Source organism: Paraprevotella xylaniphila YIT 11841 (assembly GCF_900683745.1).
In the GTDB taxonomy this organism is placed as follows: domain Bacteria; phylum Bacteroidota; class Bacteroidia; order Bacteroidales; family Bacteroidaceae; genus Paraprevotella; species Paraprevotella xylaniphila.
The window spans coordinates 112400-136874 of record NZ_LR215980.1; the positions used below are offsets into that span (position 1 = coordinate 112400).

Below are 24475 nucleotides of genomic sequence, written 5' to 3' on the forward strand. Positions count from 1 at the left end.
AACTTTGCGTTGTGGTTAGAAAAACAAACAAATATGGATTTTAAGGAAATAAATCAAGGTAAAAGGAGTAAATTCCGTTATTCCGTTTCCTGCAAGGGAGTCTTTGTGGCCTGCATGGCTTTGATGTGCCATTTTCCGGTAATGGCAGAGGGGGAGGGCTATGCAGTCCAACGCAACGGTGTGCATTTCCAGACTCCGGAAGGGCGCATGAGGGTGGAATTTGTCCGTCCGGACATCGTGCGGGTCCGCTACACGTGCGAGCCTGCCTTTTTGGGCAACGGCACCATCGTGTGCACGGGGCGCGAGGAAGAAAAAGTTCCTTTCCGGCTGCAACGCGAGAACGGCAGGCTTTCTTTGCGCTCGGACAGCCTTGAAGTATGGGTAGACCTTGGCTCGTATGCCTTGACGTATAAGGATAGGCGTACCGGACGTACTTTGTTGTCGGAAAATCCGCAACGGCCGCGCGAGGCCGAACAGACCTATCGGGAAAATGTTGTGTATGACCCGCAGAGCAAACGTATCGTGAAGACGGCAGACGGGGAAAAGGAAGTGATGGACGTACTTCGGCGCGACACGGTGGGAAGGAGCTGGAAATTCCGCAACCATTTCCGGTGGGCGCAGGGGGAAGCCCTCTATGGTTTGGGATGCCACATGGAAGACTACTTGGATCTGCGTGGGAAAACGATGTACCTGTGCCAGCACAACCTGAAGGAGATGGTGCCGGTCTTGAATTCCACGGCCGGTTACGGCCTGCTTTTCGATGCGGGATGCGGCATGGTGTACCAGGACGCTCCTGAAGGAAGCTTCGTGGAATTGGAGGCGGCCAATGAGGTGGATTATTATTTCATGAAAGGGTGCACGATGGACAAAGTCGTGGCGCAATACCGTTACCTGACCGGGCAGTCTCCCATGTTCCCCCGTTACATGTTCGGGTATATCCAATCCAAGGAAAGGTACCGGAGTTCGGAGGAACTGGTGGATGTAGCGGAGGAATACCGCAGGCGGCAGGTGCCTATGGATGTCATCGTGCAGGATTGGAACTATTGGCCTCAGGGATGGGGGTACATGAAGATGGACCGCCGTTTTTATCCTGACCCGCGCCATTTGGCCGATTCGTTGCATGCCTTGGATGCCAAGCTTATGGTTTCCATCTGGCCCAATCCGACGAATTGCCCACAGACGAAGGATTTCGCGGAGCGTGGCTTCATGTTGGGGCATTCCGTGTATGACGCTTTCAACCCTCTGGCTCGGGCGCGCTATTGGGATTATGCCAATGAGGAGTTTTTCGGAAACGGTTTCGATGCATGGTGGTGCGACTGTACGGAACCTTTGGATGCCGACTGGAGAGCGATGCCGGAAGGATACGGGTGGGACAGCCATGAGGAGCGTTGGAAAGGCAATTTGGCCTTGTTGGATGCTGTGTTGGGTGCGGAACGCAGTTGCCTTTTTTCTTTGTACCATTCCAAAGGGTTGTACGAAAACCAACGTGCCACGACGGATCGTAAACGTGTGGTGAACCTGACCCGTTCCAGTTATGCGGGCCAGCAGCGTTATGCCACCATTACATGGAACGGCGACACCCATGCTTCGTGGAAGTCATTCTCCCAACAGATACCACAGGGACTGAATTTCATGGCCACGGGCTGTCCTTATTGGACGGTGGACATCGGTTCGTTCTTCACGCGAGGTGGACGCGAATGGTTCCGTGCCGGGGATTTCGACCGGGGCGTGGACGATATGGGTTACCGGGAATATTATGTACGCATGCTGCAATATGGGGCGTTCCTGCCTTTGTTCCGCAGCCACGGTACGGACACTCCGCGCGAGATTTGGCGGTTCGGTGAGCCGGGCGAACCCTTTTATGACAGCATCCTGCGCATGATTCATTTGCGTTACCGCCTGATACCTTATATATATTCTCTGGCCGGAAAGGTCACGCAGGAGGATTATACCATGAGCCGGTTGTTGGCTTTTGATTTTGCGGAAGATGCCCGTGTGCACGACATCAAGGATGAGTTCATGTTCGGTCCGGCTTTTCTGGTTTGTCCCGTGACCCGTCCGATGTATTACGACAAAGGTTCCGTGACGTTGCAGGATGTGGCGAAATCGCGTACCGTTTACTTGCCCGAGGGGGCGGACTGGATGGATTTCTGGACCGGTAAGAAGTATGAAGGAGGGCGTGAAGTCACGGCCGATGCCCCCATCGACAAGATTCCGTTATTCGTGCGCCAAGGTTCCATCGTGCCGATGGGGCCGGTGGTACAGCATACGGGTGAATTGCCGGGGAAAGAACTCACCATCGTGGTTTATCCGGGACGGGATGCCCGTTTTGTGTTGTATGAAGATGAAGGAGACAATTACGATTATGAACAAGGCTGTTTCTCGACCATTGAATTGCAGTGGAATGACAAGCGTCGTGTGTTGACGTTCGGGGAGCGCCGGGGCGGCTTCGAAGGCATGGAAAAGACACGCCGTTTCAGGGTAGTGGTGGCTGACGGTACGGAAGCCCTCGGTGAACGGACGGACGGCAAACTTGTGCGCTACGAAGGGAAAGAGTTGAAATGCCGGTTGTGAAAGGAAATAAAGTATAACGAGGTTCAGGTATCATGAAAAAACGTATTTTGTCTGTCCTTATCGGCTTCGGGCTGTGCCAGTCCGGAGTGTGGGGAAACGGGAAAGTAGAATCTCCTTCCGTGGTGGAATTGCGTCCTTTTTCCGGTAAAGATGTGGAACTGGAAGCTTCTTGGATCAAGCAGCGGGAAGACTTGGATGTGGCTTACCTTCAGTCTGTCGAGGCCGACAGGCTGTTGCATAATTTCCGGGTCACGGCCGGGCTTCCGTCTTTGGCAAAACCATTGGAGGGATGGGAATCCCCCGGTGTCGGGCTGAGGGGGCATTTCACGGGGCATTACCTGTCGGCATTGTCGGTATTGGCCGAGAGATATGGGGACGGGTGGGCTTCCCAACGGTTGGAGTATATGGTGGATGAGCTGTACAAATGCCAACAAGCGCATGGGAACGGTTATTTGAGTGCCTTTCCGGAAAAAGACTTCGAGACATTGGAAACACGCTTTACGGGGGTATGGGCACCGTATTACACGCTCCATAAGATTTTGCAGGGCTTGTTGGACGCTTACACGAAGACAGGCAACCGGAAGGCTTACGGTATGGTGGAGGCTTTGGCCGGTTATGTGGAAGGCAGGATGTCGAAGCTTTCTCCGGAACGTATCGAGAGGATGATGTACACCGTGGAGGCGAATCCGCAAAATGAGGCGGGAGCCATGAATGAGGTGCTCTATGAACTGTACGGCATTTCGGGCAATCCCAAACATTTGGCCTTGGCTGCTTGTTTCGACCCGGCCTGGTTCCTTGAGCCGTTGGTGCGGAACGAGGACATCCTGGCAGGCTTGCATGCCAATACGCATATCGTGTTGGTCAATGGCTTTGCCCGCCGTTACGAGGTGACGGGCGAAGAAAAATACAAGAAGGCGGCCATGCACTTTTGGGACATCCTCCAACGGGGGCATGCATACGTGAACGGGACGAGCAGCGGTCCGCGACCGGTAGCCGTCACGCCGACCTCGCTGACAGCGGAACATTGGGGGGAACCCGGACATTTGTGTAACACCTTGACGTGCGAAATTGCCGAAAGTTGTGTGACGCACAATACGCAGAAGCTGAGTGCTTACCTGTTCGGATGGACAGGCGACCCATGTTATGCGGATGCCTATATGAACATGTTCTACAACGGGGTGCTTCCCGTGCAAAGCAGGTCTACCGGAGCGTATGTCTACCATTTGCCTTTGGGTTCGCCGCGCAATAAGAAATATTTGAAGGAGAATGATTTCTTCTGTTGCAGTGGGTCTTGCATAGAGGCTTTTGCGGAATTGAACAGCGGAATTTATTACCACGACGGTTCGGATGTGTACGTGAACCTTTATGTGCCGTCCAAATTGCATTGGGCATCCAAAAAGGTGGCTTTGGAACAGACAGGGGGATTTCCCCTGCAGCCGGTGGCGGATTTTACCGTTTCGGTGCGTCGTCCGGCGGGGTTCGCCCTGAACTTGTTCATACCTGCTTGGGCCGAAGGGACAGAGGTGTATGTAAACGGTGAGAAACAGGGCATGTCGGTACGGCCTTCTTCTTTCCTGAAGCTTTCCAGACGTTGGGAGGATGGAGACCGGGTGCGTGTGGACTTCCGTTACGCTTTCCGCCTGCAGTCCATGCCGGACAAGGAGAACATGTTTGCCGTGTTCTACGGCCCGATGCTGTTGGCTTTTGAAACCCGTAGCGAAGTGATATTGAAGGGAAGCAAGGACGAGGTGCTTCAAGGGCTTTCGGTCGTGGACGGTGAACCCAACCGGTTTGTCTTGCGTAACGGAGTAAATGAGTTCCGGCTCCGTCCCTTGTTCGACGTGGACCAAGAGTCTTACGGTGTATATGCCACGATACGGAATTATTGAAAATTGTACGGTGGCGATGGTTGCGAGTATATTAAAATGTGAAATCATAAAAATAGAAGAGAATGAAGACTGGAGTTTTGAAATGGGGATGGTGTTTAGGCCTTGTTGCGGGACTTTGTTCCTGTGCGATAGAGGACATGCAGGAAGTGCGTTCCCCGGACAAGCATGTGTTGGTGGAGTTGACCGGACTCGACAAGGAGCATTATGGCGATGCGGTCCTATCGGTGTTTTATGACGGGACGCGTGCGTTGCCGTTGGTGGATTTGGGGATAGAGACCAACTTGCAAAAGTATGCAGGGAACCTGAAATTCAAAAGCGTGACGGAAGCCAAGCCGGTAGAGGACGATTACCTGATGCCGACAGGAAAACGCAGCCATTGTGTGAACCATGGGACTGAAAAGGTCTATTCTTTCGAGAACGAAGAGGGTAACATCTTGGATGTGACCGTCCGGGCCTACAATGACGGCGTGGCTTTCAAGTATGGGGTAAAGTCCGTATCGCCGGAAGAGTATGTGGTGGACGAATATACGGCATACGATGTGCCTAAGGGCGCGAAACGTTGGATGCAACAATACACTTTGGGGTATGAAGGTTTTTATCCTTTGTCCACGGATGGCCGGGGCGAGAATGGTTCGGCTGACAAATGGGGGTATCCCGGTTTGGTGCAATTAAGGGACACCGTGTTCATGTTGGTGACGGAAGCCAATATCAGGCGCGGCCATTGCGGTTCTTTCTTGTGCAATGCCGACAGTGCCGACCGTTATCGCGTGCGTTTGTTTAGTGAAAAGCAGGCCATGGACAAGGAATGGGAATCACCTTGGAGGGTGTTGGTCATAGGGCGGTTGTCGGACGTGGTGGAGTCTACGTTGGTGACCGACGTGTCCGACCCGTCAACGGTGGAGGATACCTCATGGATAAAGCCCGGTTTGGCTTCATGGATTTATTGGGCAGAGAACCATGGGACGCGGGATTTCCAAAAGCTGAAAGCTTATTTCGACCTTGCTGCCGACATGAAATGGCCTTATAGCCTGATTGATTGGGAATGGGACCAGATGTCGAACGGCGGCGATTTGCAGGCTGCCGTGAAGTATGCGCAGGAACGCGGTGTAAAGCCTTTGTTGTGGTACAATTCCAGTACGCAGTGGTTGGGACCCACGCCCTTGTATCGTCTGAACAAGCCTGAAGACCGCCAAAAGGAATTCGGATGGTTGAACGAATTGGGCGTGTATGGCGTCAAGGTGGATTTTTTTGCCGGTGACAGCGTGTCTTCCATGGATTATTATATCGATTTGTTGGAGGATGCGGCCAAGCATAAGCTGATGGTGAATTTCCATGGGGCTGCCATACCGAGGGGATGGCAGCGGACTTATCCCCACATGATGTCGGTGGAAGCGGTTTATGGTGCGGAATGGTACAACAATAACGGGACATTGACCGGACGGGCTGCAGCCCATAATGCCACGTTGCCCTTTACGCGCAATGTGATAGGTCCGATGGATTACACGCCCGGTACTTTCTCTGATTCCCAAAACCCGCACATCACGACCTATGCCCACGAACTGGCACTTCCTGTCATTTTCGAGTCGGCTTTGCAGCACATGCCCGACCGTCCGGAAGTATATCGTGGCTTGCCGGAAGCGGTGAGGAGTTTGCTATCCGGTTTGCCTGCGGCATGGGACGATACGAAGTTATTGGCCGGTTATCCCGGAGAATATGTGGTGATGGCACGTCGTAAAGGGAATATATGGTATGTAGCCGGAATTAACGGTACGGAAGAAGGCCGGAAGATAGGAGTGCCGTTGGGGCGGCTTGACCTTGGGAAAGGCCGGAACGTGTCTTGCTTTAAGGACAATGCCGACGGCAAGGGCTTTGTGGTGGAAGAGAACGTGCCTGTTCCGGAAGGAAACAAAGCCTTGACGGTAGATTGCCTGCCGCGTGGAGGTTTTGTGGCCGTTATCAAGTAGAGATTATTAAATAGGTGAAAAAAGATATGGTAAATAAAATGTGGGGCAGGGCTTGCATGCTGTTATGTGCCTGCACGTGGGGGAGTTATGCCGAAGGGGACAATTTGCTTCGTTTATGCAGTCCCGGCAAGAATATTGAAGTCTGTGTGGATACGGACGGAGGCCAGTTGGTTTACTCCGTGAAGAAAGGTAAGGTTGAGGTCTTGGAGGCATCGCGCTTGGGGCTTGTCGTGGACGGGAAGGACCTTGGGCGGAATGTGTCGTTGGCGGCAGAACCCGAAGTGGAGAAATTCAAGACGGAATACCCTCTGTTCGGACATCATGCCATGGCGTCGGACAAAGCGGTGGAAGCCATGTTGCCGTTGTCGGCCGATGGGGTGCGTTACGGCCTTGTGGTCCGGGTGTATGACGACGGTGTGGCCGTACGTTACGTCTTGCCTGAAAATGCCCGGCGCATAGAGCGGGAACATACAGCTTGGAATGTGCCCCGGAACGTGAAGAAAGTGGCGTGGGCGGGTTATGACATAGGTTATGAGAAGGAAGCTTATGTCACCCGGATGGATGAGATGCCGGAAAACGAATACGTATGCGGCCCGCTTACGGTTGAATTGCCAGAAGGGTATATGACATTTACGGAGGCAGATTGCGAAGACTTTCCCGACATGGCCTTTTCACGTTCGGGGAATGGTTTCAAGTCATGCTTTCCCTCCTCGGAAAAAGGATGGGACATCAAGCGCCTGCCGGATGAGTCGGAAAAGGTCTTGGCCGGGAAATATAAAGGAAAGGACGTTTCTCCTTGGAGATGTGCCATCATTGCATCCGATTTGACCGGCTTGGTGAATTCCGACTTGTTGACGAACTTGTGCCCGTCGCCGGAAGAGGGGCGTGACTTTTCGTGGGTAAAGCCCGGACGGTGCCTGTGGCAATGGTGGAGCGTGGGTGCCCCGCGCTATGAGGACCAAAAGGCTTGGTTCGATGCGGCTGCAGAACTTTCTTGGGAATATTACCTGATAGATGACGGGTGGAGAAATTGGCATAAGGACGGCAAGGACCAATGGGAATTGCTTAAGGAGGTGATTGACTACGGACGGAGTGTCGGTGTGAAGTCGTTGGTTTGGGTCAATTCCAACGAGATGCGCGATGCAAAGTCGCGGAGGGCTTATCTGGAACGGGTGAAGGCCATCGGGGCCTCCGGTATCAAGATTGATTTTATCCCGACGGCTACGGTGGAAATCATGCAATGGTATATGGGAGGCATGCAGGATTGTGCGGAACTGGGACTGTTGTTGAATTTCCACGGCAGCGTGAAGCCCACGGGGCTTTCGAGGACTTATCCCAATGACATCACGCGTGAGGCGGTGAGAGGAAATGAATACCAAATCCGGCGTTACAGGCGTGTGCTCCCGCAGGCGCATTATGTGGCTTTGCCCTTTACGCGCTTGATGGCGGGGCCGGCTGATGTCACGCCGGTGACGTTGAATCCGGAAGAGTTGGCCACAGGCGGATACTCTTGGGCGCACGAGTTTGCCCAAGCCATAGTATTCCTGTCGCCGGTTACTCATTTCTCCGACCATTATTCGTATTATCTGGAAAGTCCTTTCGTGGATTTGCTCAAGGCTGTGCCCACGGTGTGGGACGAGACCCTTGTACTTCCCTGTACGGAAATGGGGGAGGTCGTGGCTTATGCCCGCCGGAAAGGGAAAGAGTGGTGGATAGGCGTGATGAACGGGGACAAAGAACGGGAGATTGAGATACCGTTGGATTTCCTGAAAAAGAAGAAACAAGCGGTTTTCCTGCATGATGGGAAAGAACTTGCTTCCGTGGTACGGGAAGAACGTGAGGTGTCGAAGAAAGAGGTGCTGAAAGTGAAGTTGCGGGCTGGCGGAGGATTCGTCGGACGGTGTTATTGAAATGCCCGCTTTTTGGGGAGGAACCGGAAGGAGGGCATGGCCGGTAACCGGCATGTTTTTCCCTTAAAGGTAGGTTGACATGATAAAAAAGGGCTTAATTTCTCTGAATTGGAGATTTTAAGCCCCTTTTTTGTTTCGATTTGTCCCATCCTGTTTGTTGGGGTTGGGCTATATTTGCAACCGGAAATCAATAATGGAAACGGAATGAAAATAAGACATTGGCTTTTGATGGCCTTTATGGTGATGACGGGAAGTGCCGCATGCTATGCCTCGTCTTCTTTGGTGACTTACGCTGCACCGGAGGGAGCGGAGTTGAATGATGATTTTACGGTTCAAGCGCGTCAAGGAGATGGGGAATGGAGGAACGTACCTTCTTATTTGGTTTGCGTGGATGAAGTGAGGGGGACGCAGCATTGTGTGGAAAAGGCTTCGATGGCGACTTTCGACTTCTCGGGAAAGGTGGAGGTGAAAGTCACTTATAACAAAGGAGCGGTGGACAGTGCAAGGATTCGTCCTTTGTCATACGGCATACCTTTTCAGTTGAAGGGAAAGGAGCTGACGTTCACTTTGGACAAGCCGTGCAACTTGTCGGTGGAAGTGAACGGCGATATTTTTCATAACCTGCACCTGTTCGCCAATCCGGTGGAGGTGGATGTTCCAAGAAAAAAAGACCGTAATGTGGTCTACTTCGGCCCGGGTTACCATACGCCCAAGGATGGCGAGGTGAAGGTGGAATCCGGACAGACAGTTTACTTGGCCGGTGGTGCCGTGCTGAACGGGCGTGTGCTCATTGAGGGCGTGCAAGATGTGAAATTGATAGGACGTGGTATTATAGATTATAAGGTAAAAGGAGGCATCCGTATAGCAAACTCCCGTAATGTACTGGTGGAAGGCATTGCCACTACCCAGTGCGCTACGGGGGGCTCGGATGCAGTGACCATCCGCAATGTGAAGGCTATCAGCTATTACGGGTGGGGAGACGGGATGAATGTCTTTGCCAGTAATAATGTGTTGTTCGACGGGGTGTTCTGCCGAAATTCGGACGATTGCACGACGGTGTACGGCACACGTTTGGGGTTCAAGGGGGGCTGCAAGCATGTCACGATGCAAAACTCCACGCTTTGGGCAGATGTGGCCCATCCCATATTCATAGGCATCCATGGTGACACGAAGAATCCGGAAGTGCTTGAGGATTTGAATTACGTCAATATCGACATATTGGACCATCGGGAGAAGCAGTTGAATTACCAGGGGTGCATGTCCATCAATGCCGGAGACAACAATCTGGTCCGCGATGTCCGTTTTGAAAATATCCGCGTGGAGAATTTCCGTGAAGGCTCATTGGTCAATTTGCGTATTTTCTATAATAAGAAGTATTGTACGGCACCGGGACGGGGTATTGAAAATATCACGTTTAAAGATGTCTCTTATGATGGAAACCGGGCTGAGTTGTCTATTATCGAGGGATATGACGAAGAGAGGAAAATCAGGAACGTGCGTTTCGAGAACCTGCGCATCAACGGACAGCTGATTACGGACGACATGCCCGGTAAACCGGCTTGGTATAACACCGGTGACATGGCGGGTATATATGTGGGGCCGCACGTGGAGGATGTGACGTTTGTGTCCACAGAGGGTGCAATGACGAATAATGTAAGGTAGAGATGCCGTATGGTGTTTTTAAATTCGCTATATTTGTCGGCTGTATTTTGAAATGAAAAATTGTAAAACCATGAAAAGTTGGAAGAATGTTATAGGCAGGTTATGGCTGTTCTTGGGATTCCTATTGCTGTCGTGCCCTGTGCTTGCGGCAGCTTTCGTGCACCCCGGTGTGTTGCATACGGAAGAACGGATGCAACAAATCCGTGGTTTGGTGAAAGGGAAAAGCGACGACGCTTATGCCTCCTATCTGTTGTTGGAAAAACATCCGTGTGCACAGTCGGATTATAAAATGGAAGGCCCGTTCGATACCATAGCGCGTGACGGTAAATTCGGTTATACCAAATCGAGAATGGAGCGTGACTTCAGTGCGGCCTATTTGAATGCGCTGATGTGGCGTATCACGGGCGATGAGTCACATGCCCGTAAGGCGGCGGAAGTATTGACGGCCTATGCACGCACCCTGAAACGCATACCCGATACGAACGACGCTCCTTTGTTGGCCGGTTTGGAAGGTTTTAAAATCATTTATGCACTTGAAGCGTTGAAGCATACGTGGCGTAAGATGCCTGCGGAGGATTATGAAGGTGCTTTGCGGATGTTCACGAAAGTGTTCCTCCCCGTATTGGAAACGTTCTATAAGCGTAACCCTTATACGAACGGGAATTGGGGGGCTATCGTGACCAAGACTTATATGGCGGCAGCCATCCATCTGGATGACCGGAAAATGTATGAGAAGGCACGGGCTTTCTACCTTGACGGGTACGACAACGGCACATTGGCCCATTATATCGACGGGGAAACCGGCCAACTACAGGAGAGCGGGCGCGACCAAAGCCATTGCATGCTGGGACTCGGGGCAATGGCCACGGTATGTGAACTGGCTTGGCAACAGGGGGATGATTTATATTCCGCTAAGGATAACCGCTTGTTGAAAGGATATGAATATGTGGCGCGTTACAACTTGGGTTACGATGTTCCTTTCGTGAGATGGACGGACATTACCGGGAAGTACTGCGATTGGGAGGAAGTGTCGCCGAAGGCACGCGGACGCTACATGTACGTGTTCGACATAGCCTACAACCATTATGTGAACCGGATGGGGCTTCCTATGCCTTTCACGGGACAGGTGCTCGGACAAATCAGGCCGGAAGGGTATGACCGTGACCAACCGGGTTTCGGGACGCTTTTGTTTAATGAGAAAGCAGATCATCGTAAGTTTGTGCATCCCGGCGGTTTGCATACCTTGGCCGATTTGGAGCGTATGAAGGCGATGGTGGGCGAAGGGCAGCATCCTTGGGCAGAAGGTTGGGCGGAGTTACAGAAGGATCCTTGGGCGCAATCGACGTTTGCGGCCCGCCCGATGGCCAACATGGGCGACAGCCGCCAGAAGGCTTCAATAGAAGCCCATGCAGCTTATCTGAACGCCATCCGTTGGTACATTTCCGGTGATGAGGCGTATGCCCGTTGTGCCATCAATATTTGTAATGCCTGGGCGAATACCGTGAACCAAGTGCCGAAGGCGCGGCAAGACCAAGGGCTTTTGGGCATCCCCATCGGGGAGTTTGCCATGGCTGCGGAAGTGTTGCGTGTGTGCCCGTTATGGGAAAGAACCGACTTTGAACGTTTCAAGGAGATGATGGTGGAATATTTGTATCCCGTGAGCCGGGATTTCCTCCGGACCCATGGCGGCGGCCGTGTGGACTATTGTTGGACAAACTGGGATGCTTGCAACATGGTCGCTTTGGCTGCCATCGGAGTGCTGTGCGACCGTCCGGACATTTACCGGGAAGGGGTTGAATATTTCAAGCACGGCTTGGGGAACGGAAGCATCCGAAATGCCGTGCCTTATCTGCACCGGATGGAAGATGGAACGGTGCTCGGGCAATGGCAGGAAAGCGGGCGAGACCAAGAGCATGCCCAACTGGGAGTAGGTTTCTTGGCTACGTTCTGCCAGATTGCCTGGAACCAAGGAGATGACTTGTTTGCCTACGACAGCAACCGCCTGTTGGCCGGGGCCGAATACGTGGCACGTCACAACCAGATGCGCGGTGTCCCTTTCACTTATTATAATAACAGCCAAGGGCTGAACAACCGTTGGCCTTCCGTAAACGGGTTGGGCCAATTGGAGGACCGTCCGGTTTGGGAGATGATATACAACCATTATGAAGTGTTGAAAGGCGTACCGGCACCTTATTCCAAGAGGATGGCCGAGCTTTTGCGTCCGGAACACGGTAGCAAAGACCATTTCGGATATGGGTCGTTGACCTTTTCATTACGTCCTTCCAACTATCCTATCTTGCCTGTACCGGCAGTGCCCACGGGATTGCGGGCAGAAGCCTCCATCGGGCAAATCCGTCTGGATTGGGAACCCTCTGCGGAGTATTTCGCCAACGGTTATGTGATACAGCGTTCGGAAGCAGGCCGGGATGACTTCAGGGATGTCGGGGTATACAAGGAGAAAGTGACCAATTGGTTTATTGATTCCCGTATCGAAGAAGGCAAGACGTATGAATATCGGGTGGCGGCGGTCAACAAGGCCGGAACGAGCCGTTTTTCGGAGAGTGTGAGGGTGAAGGCCGTATCCGTGACAGGATGCCCGTCCGGATGGACTTATGCAGAGGTAGGCCATGTGGAGGAAGGCAGGGCAGACTATGCCGGCGTGCAGGGAGGTACCTATCGCCTGTCTTGCCGTTCGGCGGCCGTGGACGCGCTGTCGGACAATGCTCCATACCTGTACCGGAAAGTGGCAGGAGACTTTGCCGTGTCGTGCCGTATCAACAGGATGGACGGGAATACGGAAGAATGCGGCTTGATGTTAAGGGCAGCCTTAAAGGGGGATGCCACGGCCGTGACGATGACGCTTGGCCATTGGGGGCGGAGGTTTGCCCGTATGGGATACCGCAAGGAGAGCGGTGGTGAAAGGCGTTTTGCCATAGGCAATACTTATACTTGGATACCTGCCTGGTTCAAGTTGGCACGGGTGGGGAATGTCTTTTATGCGTATGAGTCTACAGATGGGGTGAACTGGTTTTATGTGCATTCCGAGGAGGTGGAAATGCCCCGGGAAATTTATGTCGGGGTGGCAGGTAGCTTCGGCGGCGGCAAGGCCGCAGGCAGCGTGGTTTTTGATGGTTTGTCGATAGAATGAAAGCTGTGGGGCGTAAGGAACAAGGGCACGTGTTTTTTTGATACGTGCTCTTTTTTTCTGTTTTTTTGATAGGGTTTACTTTCTTTTTGAAGTATATTTGCATATATTAATACCAACGAAAAATAACGTCACATAAAGAACGTGGAACGATTATGAAGAACATGTCAAGAATGTTTTGGGCATTTGTGTCTTGTATCTGTCTTGCACTTCCGTGCAGGGCGGTAGAACAGTATAAGTTTCGTTTGATAGATGTGCCGGACGGTTTGTCCGACAATCAGATTCGTGGCCTGAGCATGGTCCCGGACGGGCGTGTCGGGATAAGGACGGCCTCGATATTGAACATTTACGATGGGGCATCGTTTGAGTATTTTCCATACGACAAAGACCGGAAGTACGTGTGGACATATTCCCGTCCGCCGAAAGAGTATTATGACGGGCAGGATCGTGTGTGGATGAAGGAACTGCGTTATTTGCTGCTTCTGGACTTGAAGACGAACACTTTCAATTATGATATTCAAGGGGAGTTGGCAAGCATGGGAATCGACAAGAGGTTGAAGAACCTTTTCATTGACGATGCTAAAAATTATTGGTTCCTGACAGAGGACAATACGTTCTTTTTTTATGATGTCCGAAAACAAGAGAAAAAAGTGATAGACCGTGGTGACAGCGAGTTCACGCGCCGCTACGGCGTTCCGTTGGAATTGGCCCAATATAAGAATTTCTGTTGGATCGTGTATGATAGCGGCCTGATCCGTTGTTGGGATTATACTTCTTCCGAGTTCCTTTTTCAGGATTCACGTTTCGAGGGGATTATCAATGGATATACAGACCGGCTTTATTTGCATCCCGATTCGGCGGGGAACTTGTGGCTGATGTACAACAATGGCATTTGTTTTTATAACCGTACACTCCGGGAGTGGAAGGATGTGGCCTGCATATCCGGCATATCCAACTTCTTTACTTGCATGGACATGGATCGTGACGGGAATGTTTGGGCCGGGACTTCGCGGAGTGGCCTGCGGCGTATTGACGGGAAGACATTTTCTGTGTCCGAGATGCCGGACATGGCCTTGACGAACGGCGGAAGGCTCCATAATGACATTTATGCCGTGATGGCAGATCCGCGCGGCGGGCTTTGGGTCGGCACGTTATTTCAGGGGCTGTGCTATCATCACCCCGGCATGCAGAAATTCCAGTTGGCACAGACATGCCCCGGAAGTTCTTACATCACCAACGAATCCGTGCGCTGCTTCCTTGAGGAGGACGATGGCACAATCTTGGTGGGGAGTGGCAAAGGCCTGTTTCGTTTCCATCCGGAAACCCATGAGGTGGAACAGGTTTTTAAAGATGAAATCAATGAATTGGTCTTGTCGCTCTCCCGCGACCGTCAGGGAAATGTGTGGGTGGGAACTTTTTAAAAGGTTTTTACCAAATTTGCGGGGGATGTAAGCATTTTTTAAGAAGCCAAGGCGATTCCGAGCAGGACGTGGCGCAGAATGTGTCGCGGGCATTGTATGAAGACTCCCATGGAAATTATTGGGTCAGCGTGAATGGCGGCGTGGGGCTGTTGGACCCGGAGGACGGAACCATTGAGTTTATGCTGCATGAACGGCATCCGGAGTTGAAGAACTTTAAGTTGATTCTTTCTCTTTGTCCCACAGGGAAAGATTGTTTTGCCGCGTTGGGGGACAACGGCTTGTTTTATTACGACGCAGGAAAAGACGAAGTTCGGATTCCCGATACACGTAAAGATAAATACTATAAATCCGGCATAAAATATTTTGGCTTGCTGACCGACGCACGCGGTTTGCAATGGTTTGTCACGGAGGACGGCATCCGGATTTGGGATAAAAAGACGGAACGTCTTTATTTGCTCACGATGTCCGAAGGGTTGCCGAACAATACGGTTTCTTCCATTTTGGAGGACTGTGACGGGGTAGTGTGGGCTTCGACCCTGAATGGTATATGTAAGATTATTCCCCGTGAAGAGGGAAAAGGCGGGTATCATTTTTCCGTAGTGGCATTCGGTGTGCCGGACGGGTTGCAAAGCGGGATGTTTTATGACCATGCCGCACTGAAAGCGAAAAACGGGATGCTTTATTTCGGAGGGGCACACGGGTTTAATTATTTCAATCCCGGTCACATGGTGTGTGAAGAAGCTGCCAACCGCCCCATCCTGACAGGGCTTAGTATTTTCAATACACCCGTCCGGGTGGGAGAAGAATATGAGGGACATGTCGTTTTGTCTGCCCCCATGACCCGTACGGACAAGATAGAACTTCGTTATGATGAGAATTTCATATCCATAGCATTTTCCGGGTTGAATTACGCCAACCCGTCCCACACTTATTATAAATACAGGTTGAAAAATTATGAAGAGGGATGGACGGAGACCCGTGCCGCTAGCCTTGGACGTGCCGTGTATACCGGCTTGCGTCCCGGGACGTATGAGTTTGAAGTGTATGCGGCCAATGGCGACAAGGTGTGGAGCAAGGAACCTGCCCGGCTGTCCATTGTCGTGCATCCTCCTTTTTGGGAAACCTATTATGCCATGGCGGTGTATGTCCTTGTAGCTATTGGCGTGGTCTATTGGCTTTCACGGATGTACGTGCGCCGGGAAAAGGAAAAGATGATGGAGGAGCGCAGGGAAAACGCCAGGAAGCAGCAGGAGCATCTGGAAGAGATGAAGCTGCGCTTTTTTACGAATGTAAGTCATGAATTCCGTACGCCCCTCACGCTGATCCTGACACCTCTCGGGACACTTATCAAACAGCAGGGCGACGTGGACTTGAAACAGAGGCTGACCGTGATTTACCGTAATGCGGAAAAACTGCTCCAGTTGGTGAACCAGTTGTTGGATTTCCGGAAATTGGAGATGCGGGGGGAGAGATTGTCGGTCAGCATGGGGGATATGGTCGTGTTCGTCCGGGATGCGGTCGAGGCTTTCCGCGGACTTGTGAAAGAAAAAGGTATCACGTTGACTTTTGAAAGCAAGGTGGAGCATTTTTATATGAACTATGACCATGACAAGGTCTATAAGGTGGTGAACAATCTGCTTTCCAATGCGGTGAAGTTTACCCCCTCGGGCGGTTGCATAGGCGTAGGTGTGGAAAGTTCGGTCCGCAACGGGCGTGAATATGTAGCCGTGTCCGTCCGGGATACGGGGTGCGGCATGGAAGAAGGGGACAAGGAGCGTATATTTACTCGTTTCTACCAAGTGGAGGACGGCCACAAGACCCAACCGGGCAGCGGGATAGGTTTGCATCTGGTCAAGGGCTATGTGGATTTGCACGGTGGAGAGATTACGGTGGACAGCCGGCCTGGTGAGGGCAGCACTTTTACGGTTCTTTTGCCGGCAGACTTGTTGCACGACGAAAAAGCCACCGTGCCGCACGGGGAGGACAAGGAGACGGTGGAAGCTTCCGTCCTGTCGGCCGGAGAAGAAGACGAAGAGCCGTCCGGTGGGAAGAAAAAGCTGTTGGTCGTGGAAGACAATGCGGATTTCAGGGCTTATTTGGTTCATGAACTCAGTGCGGATTTCGACGTGGTAGAAGCTGGGGACGGCGTGGAAGGGGAGGAAATGGTACGTGAGGAATGGCCCGACCTTGTCATTTCGGACCTGATGATGCCTCGGTGCGACGGCATAGCCTTTTGCCAACGGATGAAGAATGACATTCATACTTCCCATATCCCTTTCATCTTGTTGACGGCCAAGATGTCGGATGACGCACGTATAGAAAGTTACAAGGCCGGTGCCGATTCGTATATCTCGAAACCTTTCAATTTCGAGCTGTTGCAGGTCCGTGTCCGTAAACTCATCGAGCAACGGGAGGCGAGGAAGGAAACGTTCAGGAAAAACATTGAAATCACTCCGAGCGAGATAACCACCACGTCTTTGGATGAAGAATTCGTGAAGAAGGCTTTGGCTTTCGTGGAGAAAAACATGGGCAATGCGGAGTATTCTTTGGAGGATTTGAGCAAAGACCTCGGTTTGAGCAAGACACACCTGAACCGAAAGCTGACGGTCATCTTGAACATGAAACCGCTTCAGTTCATCCGTTCCGTCCGTTTGAAACGTGCCGCCCAGTTGTTGGCGGGCAGCCAATATAACGTGGCGGAGATTGCGGATAAGGTAGGGTTTAACACCATCAAATACTTCAACCGTTATTTCAAGGAAGAGTTCGGCATGACACCTACGCAGTACCGTGAAGCGAACAAGAGGGAAAACAAAAGTCCTAAAGCCTAAAAATGTCTTGTTTTATTGTCGTGTGAAACCCTTAGTGCATGGAGTGGATTTTCGGTCTCAGCCAAACGGATTTTTAATCTCAGGAGAATGAAAAATCAATCTCAGCCAAATGATTTTTCATTCTCCTGAGATTGATTCAAGGGTTTTATGCTATCTTTTTCGCCATCTTATGTATGTGGTTATGAGTGTCTTATGTGCGGTGTTAGAAATTGTCCAATCATTTGTTATTTTTTGTCCCATATTGTATGGAATGAATCATATAATTTTGGAACGTTGTATTTTTAAAATGAATGCTATGAACAAAAAGAGCGTATTGTCGTTTCTGTTTGCCTGTATGTCTTTGTCCGGAATGGGGCAGGGGTTCATACATCCCGGCATATTGCACACGCAGGCGGATTTCGACAGGGTGAAGGAAAAGTTGGCCACCGGGCAGGAACCTTGGACGGCGGCCTACAACAAGTTGATGACCAGCAAGCATGTGGATTTGAATTGGAAGCCCAATCCCACAGTCAAGATTATCCGTGGAGGATGGAATGTCTGGGAACCGGAAGGTGACAATTATGGAGCCGCCATGAATGATGCAGCTACAGCCTACCAGTGTGCACTGGTTTGGAAGATTACCGGAGATGAGCGTTATGCGGAAAAGTCTGTTGAAGTCATGAACGCATGGGCCAGGACCTGCCAGAAAGTGTCCGGTAATTCCAACGGAAGCCTTGCCTCCGGGCTTTATGGATATGAATTTGCCAATGCAGGAGAATTGATGCGGGACTACGAAGGGTGGAACCGTGAGGATTTCAAACGTTACCAACAGTGGATGCTGAGGGTGTTCAGTGACCAAAGTTTCGGTTTCCTGCAGGAGCGTCATGGTTGTGCCGACGATCATTACTGGTCGAATTGGGGGTTGTGCAACGTGTTGTGCGAAATCAGTGTGGGCATTTTGTGCGACGACATTTATGTGTACAATGCCGGTATGGAGTATTACAAGTACATGGAGGACCACCGCTATGCCGAGACGCTTCGCAATCTGGTATGGAAGCTCCATCCGGACGAGCGTGGACCCTTCGGTTATTTCGGACAAATGCAGGAATCCAACCGAGACCAAGGACATGCTTCCATGGCTGTGGTTTTGGCAGCGGATGTGTGTGGGGCAGGTTTGAACCAGGGAGACGACCTTTATGCCTATATGGACGACCGCATTGCGGCCGGTTTTGAGTATGTGGCGGCTTACAATACTTTTGAGGAAAACCTGCCCAATTCTCCATACACCAATTCGGACGGCACTTTCCCCGAGATGGGGTCTGGCGGGCAAGGCACCAACCGCTGCGGTTGGCCGCGCATCGTGAACTACTACGAAAACATCCGTGGCGTGGACATGCCCTATTCGCATAAGATCATGATGGTCCACGGTGACGGCATAGATGCTGGAGGAGGGTTCTATGGCGGCAACAGCGGCGGATACGACCATTTGGGTTTCACCACGCTGATGTGTTCCTTGGATCCGTTGGAAGACAAGACCCTTGTGCCGACCGTCCTGAAAGGGAGCATCGGGTATGACGGTGAGGCGTTGGACCGTACTTTGTTGAATGCCGTCCCGAGAGGGGCGAAAGTGACGCTGAAGGTGGCTTTGCCGGATGGTGAGACTGATACCGGAAAGTGGTCGTGGGACGATGATGCTTCTTGCACTTCGGCCGAGCGTGAGGTGGAAGCGGATACCTCTTTCGTGTACCGCGTGCGTTATACGAATGCGGCAGGAGTGGTAAGCACGCAGATGTTCTCCATACAGGTGGCTGGTGAGGCATACGTGCGTGACTGTACGCCTTATTGCAAATATGCTTACCGGGAAAGCCAGGACACTTTGATTTACGTGAAGAAGAACGAGAGCGTGATTTTAGGTATGGATTACGGTGGATGGCATGTCAAGTCATGGCGTTGGGAAAAGAGCACGAACGGGGAGAGGTGGTCGAAGCTGAACAACGCGACAACCAACCGTTTTGAATTGGCCAGTGTGGCTTCCAGTGCCTATTACCGTGTGACGATGGAACACAAGTCGGGAGTGCTCAAGTCTCAGGTGTTCCGCGTGGAGGTTTCCGAAATAGATCCTTTCATTATTTATAATGGCGAAGAATATCCCGGTACTTCCATGGTGTTGCCTCGTGGTGCTTCTTTCAGCCTTTATGCCAAGCCTACGTCCATATTGAGCCAGTCGGTGAATTCGACGCGTATTTATAAATGGGTCGTGGGCAACGATACCATCCAGGCCGACACGCTGACTTACCATTTGGATGATTTGGGCGGGCAGGTGGCCGATTTGAACGATACCCTGCATGTATCGGCCATGGACACCAGTTTCAATGTTACCTTGGTGTTCCAACGTTTTTCATCTACAGGGAAAGAGGCTCGCACGGTGTACCATTTCGATGTGCCGGTATATGAGACCAATGTTTTGTCTCCTTCTGATAAGGACAGCTACTATATCCAAGAGGCTATGGGCGGTCGTTACCTGCGGAATACGGACGGTCAGTTCATGACTTATTCAGAAGATACCGATGAAGAGTATCTGTGGCGCATCCGCCGCCTTCCCTCTACATACGGTTCGCGTTACATGTTCATCAGCCGTACCAACAGCGGGCAGCATTTGTCGGAGGACGGGCGTCTGAGTTCGGCGAGCGATTATTCCCGTCATTCTTTCAATTTGTGGCATAAATGCGGGTCGGACGACTTGTATGCCATAGAGCGTTCCTCGTCCGCGTCCGGCGGTTTGTGGGAGATTGCTCCGGAGTCATCGGTCATATCGGTGAACCAAGGGCTTTGCACTTCATTCCCGTTCCGTCTGGTGAAGAAGGAAGACGGTTCATCTGTAGAGGATGCCGTTTTGGAGAATGAGGAGGGCATCCCGTTGTTGGAAGTTGTCGGTCGTGGTGAAGGCAGTCTGGAAGTCTCCGTGGACGAAGAGGGCTTGTTGGATGTATATACACTTGAGGGTAGCCTGTTGAGCAGTGTCCGTTGTGTGCCGGGTACAAACCGTGTGGATATGCCGTCGCGGAAAGGCATGATGATTTTGCGCTATGTGACGGCTTCAGGGCGTTGCAAGAGCCTGAAGGTGATGTAGGGCTATGGGATGGAATGAGTATGGGACGATAGGATAAAGGTGGTTTTTTACATTTTGTATGTATTGAAAATCAGTGGTTTCTGTGCCATGTTATAAAATGTCTAATCATTTGTTATTTTTTGTCCCATACCTTAATTTAAATAGTGCCTACCTTTGAAAACGGTTGGATAAAGAAACGCTTTTGCAGTCAATGGGTTCGGCTGTGATATGCGATAAGAATAATGAACCTTAAAACTTATGAGCATGAAAAGAAGAACGACGAAAATTTTTTCTGTCCGGTTGGGCAAACGCTTGCCAGTGGCTTTGATGACCATGGCATTGACGGCTGCCAACATGGCCTTTGCCCAAGAAGAGAATCCTTGGGTGGGTGAGGCTCTGCCTGCGGAAGGCGGTGAGTTTTACCTTTATAACAAGAGTGGTGACGGTTTCCTTTTGGGTGCCAATACCTGGGGGACGCAAGGTTCCTTGGGACAGCCGGGATTATTGTGCACGGTAGTCGTGTCGAACGGGAAATACAAGATTGTGACCCGTTGCAACGGTGACAACAGGGGCTTGGGTAGCGATGGGTATATCGACAATGGCAATCCGGCTGAATATACCTTCACCGATCCCACGCCGGATGACGGCCTTAATGAGTATGTGATGAACTTGGATGCCAACAAATGGTTTTATTATGGAGGGGAAGGCACAGTGCTGACTTTGGACGGTAACGGAAGTGCCACTGACGCGCAATGGTTGTTCGTTTCGAAAGCGCAGCGTGAGCAAAAGCTTGACCAAGCGACCAAAGACCATGGAGTGGATGCCACGTTCTATATCATGGGAGCCAGTTTTGTCCGCACGGAACCTCATAATTGGAAAGAAGTGCATAATGGGGGAACGGTCAGTTTGAGTTCTCCGGGTGGAGCTTCTGGAAATCATTTTTATTGTGCGGAGGCGTCCAATAATGACAATTTCGATATTTACCAGGAACTTACTGGCATCCGTAACGGGCGTTACCGTTTGACCTGCCAAGGTTTTTATCGAGGTGACGGTTCGGCCCGGAACGCCATGTTGTATGCCGGCTTGGTTGAATCCCCTCTTCTTTTGGCCGAGAGTGAGGAAGATGTTCCCGCAGATGCCAACAAGGCTGCGATTGCCTTTGGCGACGGGCGTTATGCCGGTAATACGGTGGAAGTGATTGTGCAGGACGGTACTTTGCGTCTCGGTGTGAAGAAAAATGCGTATATCAAGAATGATTGGGCCGTTTTCGACAATTTCCGTTTGACATATTTGGGAGAGGCAACGGCAGAAGAAGCCTTTACTGAGTTGATGGGTTCATTCCAGAATCTGATTAATGACTTTAATGACCTTGGAGCTGAAGCTATAAAATCAGAGCTTCAGGCCGTATATGACAAGTATGCCGGAACCACAGGCGATGTCACGGAAGCGTTGCAAGTGGTGTCGGAGACTGTGAAATCGGCTAATGCCGCACGTGCTTTGACCATGGCTTTGAATAATGCCGTGAAGGGGGCTGAGGCATATTGGGCAAAAGTCGAGAACGGGGAGGTCACATTGAACAATGCTTTGAAGACTTCTTTGCAGCAACAGATTGCGGAAGCTAAGAAACAACTTGCGGAGACCAATATGGCTGATATGGTCGTCGGGGCAGAAGAAAGTGCCACGAAATTGAATGCAATGGTGGTTTCGGCCCGGAATTGGGCCGGATTGTCATACGCTTTAGGAAAGGCAAAGGCTTTAGCAGACCGGTTGGGCGGATTGGAGAACACGGATGAGTATAAGAAAGTGTTGGTTGATTTGGATGCCGTGGAATTGACATTTGACGATGCCATCTTGGATGTGGCTGCCTTGAATGCGAAAATCCAAGAGAAACTGACGCCGGAATTCTTGGCTACTGTCACGGAAAAGAACAAATTGGATATGACAAGCTTTATTACCAATCCGAATATCTTTAATAATACCGGTGTACAGAACCAGATGCCTGGTGGATGGATTCTCGGTCGGAACGATGCCCGTGACAACAGTATTTGGTGTACGGTGACTGACGGTGATGGCGAATTGCATGCCGGTAACTGGTCTGGTAATAAAGGCAACGACGTGACAGGAGTGCATTATTATCAGAAAATAGGAATCGGGGATGGTGCGGTCAAATTGCCGGACGGTTTGTATCAGTTGGCGGCTGCCACTTATTCAGACGGTGATCCGAATAAGATTGTACTGTATGCGACATCTGACAGTGTAAATATCGACACGGTGTATTTTAACCGCGACAGGATGCTTTATGATGAGGCTCTTTCTAAGACAGATGTGACCAGTACGGTAGAAGATGTCGTGGTGGTGGATGGCCAGTTGTATATCGGTGTAAGGGGAGCAGATCCGGAGAATAACCATCAAGGAGGTAATGGTAAGAATTGGTATGCCGATAACTTCCGTCTTTATTTTGCCGGTTCTGATGTTCTTGGTGCTTACCGTGGACGTTTACAAGACCGTTTGGATAAGGCTGTCGTATTGCATGATTCTTTGGCTGTTTATGGCATTGATGACAGTGAGTCTTACGGTTTTGCCTTGGATCCGGAAGAGGGTTATTATATATTCTTGACGGAAGGGACTTTGGATGACGTTTCTTATGCCATAGACGACTTGGACAAGATGAACGCAGATGCTGAGAAATTGATTGCGAATTATTTGCTTTTGACTCCGTTGGTGCAGAATGGAAATAATTTCAATAACCAATTGAATGAAGGTGTTTTGTTTGCCCAACCTACAGCAAAGAAAACATTTAGTGCGGCTTTGGAGATGGCTGCGGAAGTGGCTGAGGATATGTCTTGGGACAATTATTTGTCGGACGCAGTGGTTGAACAGGCGGAGGCTCTAAAGGCGGCCACTGCGGAGTTGATGAATTCCGTGGCACTTTGTTACCCGATGGGTACTGCCAAAGTTCTGGCTGACCAGATAGGGGGCTTGGCACAAACAGAGGCTTACCTTAACGTAATGACTTATCTTGCTTCGGATGAGTTGGATCCTTTGGATGTGGATTTGGCGGTACAAGCCTTGCAAGGGGAGTGTGTCAATGCCATGACTCCTGAAGTGTTGTCCCGGGCAACAGCTGATGAACCGTTTGATATGACGACATTTGTTGTCAATCCCAATATCTATCAGGATGCCACGGATGATGAAGGCAATCCGACGGATGTGAGAATCAATGGATGGACATTGGAGACGAATGCCGACCGCGCACCGCGTACAGGAGCCACTTCTGGTGATACTTGGATGTACACGACCAGTCACTCTAGCAATGATGCTCATAATATTTCTTCGGCTACGGATTATCGTCAGGTTATCGGTACGCAACCCGAAGTGTCTGCCGAGGGTAAGTATGGATTACCTACCGGTGCCTATCGTGTGGAAGCTGCTACGTTCTTGAACCATGAATGGGACAAGATGAGGCTTTACGCACAGACGAACAGTGTGGAGGTAAGTACTGTGACCGGAAGTGCCGGACAAGACAGTCTTGTATATGCCTATACTGAAATTGAATATGCCGACAGTGCCTTTAACGGAAAGCAGGATGTATGGGATGCAGCACAGGCTACTTTGGGAACGACCACGGTGGTTCCTGAAATCTATGTGGAGAATGGGGCCGTAACTATCGGAATACGTGGTAATGGACGAGTTGGAGGAAATGATTCTTGGTTCTTGGCCGACAATTTCCGTCTCTATTATATAGGTACGGAAAGAGGAAGCAATATCGGTGGCACCATGATGGATTGCAACGCTAATTCGTCGGAACTTGTAGATGTATACGATATTACCGGCAAGCTTGTGCGCAAGCAAGTGAAACGTGCCGATGCGGTGAATGGCTTGAAGAAAGGCATCTATATTGCAGGCGGCAAGAAATATGTAGTGGCAGGCAATTAATCTAAAACAAAACGGGACGGGACACCGCCGTGTGCCGTCCCGTTTCTCCCATTTAAGG

10 protein-coding genes are annotated in these 24475 nt (G+C 51.0%); all 10 read left to right on the forward strand.

Annotation, left to right across the window (positions count from 1 at the left end; genetic code table 11):
* Positions 1–33: 33 nt before the first annotated feature.
* The 10 genes from E0E47_RS00555 (at position 34) to E0E47_RS00600 (ending at position 24417) form a co-directional block, all read left to right on the forward strand.
* The gene (locus E0E47_RS00555) at positions 34–2574 is read left to right on the forward strand and encodes a glycoside hydrolase family 31 protein (RefSeq protein ID WP_130892567.1); all 2541 of its coding nucleotides are present in this window, start codon (positions 34–36) and stop codon (positions 2572–2574) included.
* Positions 2575–2606: 32 nt separating this feature from the next.
* Complete coding sequence (locus tag E0E47_RS00560; RefSeq protein WP_130892568.1) at positions 2607–4463, forward strand: beta-L-arabinofuranosidase domain-containing protein; 1857 nt, start codon at positions 2607–2609, stop codon at positions 4461–4463.
* 62 nt (positions 4464–4525) lie between these two features.
* On the forward strand, positions 4526–6427 hold the full coding sequence (locus E0E47_RS00565; RefSeq protein ID WP_130892569.1) for a glycoside hydrolase family 97 protein: 1902 nt from the start codon (positions 4526–4528) through the stop codon (positions 6425–6427).
* A 26-nt stretch (positions 6428–6453) separates the two neighbouring features.
* Entirely contained in the window at positions 6454–8337 is a 1884-nt protein-coding gene (locus E0E47_RS00570) for a glycoside hydrolase family 97 protein (protein WP_130892570.1), read from the forward strand.
* Positions 8338–8541: 204 nt separating this feature from the next.
* Positions 8542–9999, forward strand: coding sequence for a glycosyl hydrolase family 28 protein (locus tag E0E47_RS00575; protein WP_130892571.1), 1458 nt, complete (start codon positions 8542–8544; stop codon positions 9997–9999).
* 70 nt (positions 10000–10069) lie between these two features.
* Entirely contained in the window at positions 10070–13147 is a 3078-nt protein-coding gene (locus E0E47_RS00580) for an alginate lyase family protein (RefSeq protein ID WP_232038275.1), read from the forward strand.
* 152 nt (positions 13148–13299) lie between these two features.
* Positions 13300–14565: a ligand-binding sensor domain-containing protein gene (locus E0E47_RS17460; RefSeq protein ID WP_232038276.1), complete on the forward strand. Its 1266-nt coding sequence runs from the start codon at positions 13300–13302 to the stop codon at positions 14563–14565.
* A 68-nt stretch (positions 14566–14633) separates the two neighbouring features.
* Positions 14634–17393 (forward strand): ATP-binding protein, encoded by a 2760-nt coding sequence (locus E0E47_RS00585; RefSeq protein WP_232038277.1) that lies wholly within the window; start codon positions 14634–14636, stop codon positions 17391–17393.
* 295 nt (positions 17394–17688) lie between these two features.
* A complete protein-coding gene (locus tag E0E47_RS00590; RefSeq protein WP_232038278.1) occupies positions 17689–20502 on the forward strand; it encodes an alginate lyase family protein in 2814 nt (937 codons plus the stop codon).
* Between the two features lie 243 nt (positions 20503–20745).
* The gene (locus E0E47_RS00600; protein WP_232038279.1) at positions 20746–24417 is read left to right on the forward strand and encodes a T9SS type A sorting domain-containing protein; all 3672 of its coding nucleotides are present in this window, start codon (positions 20746–20748) and stop codon (positions 24415–24417) included.
* Positions 24418–24475 lie beyond the last annotated feature (58 nt).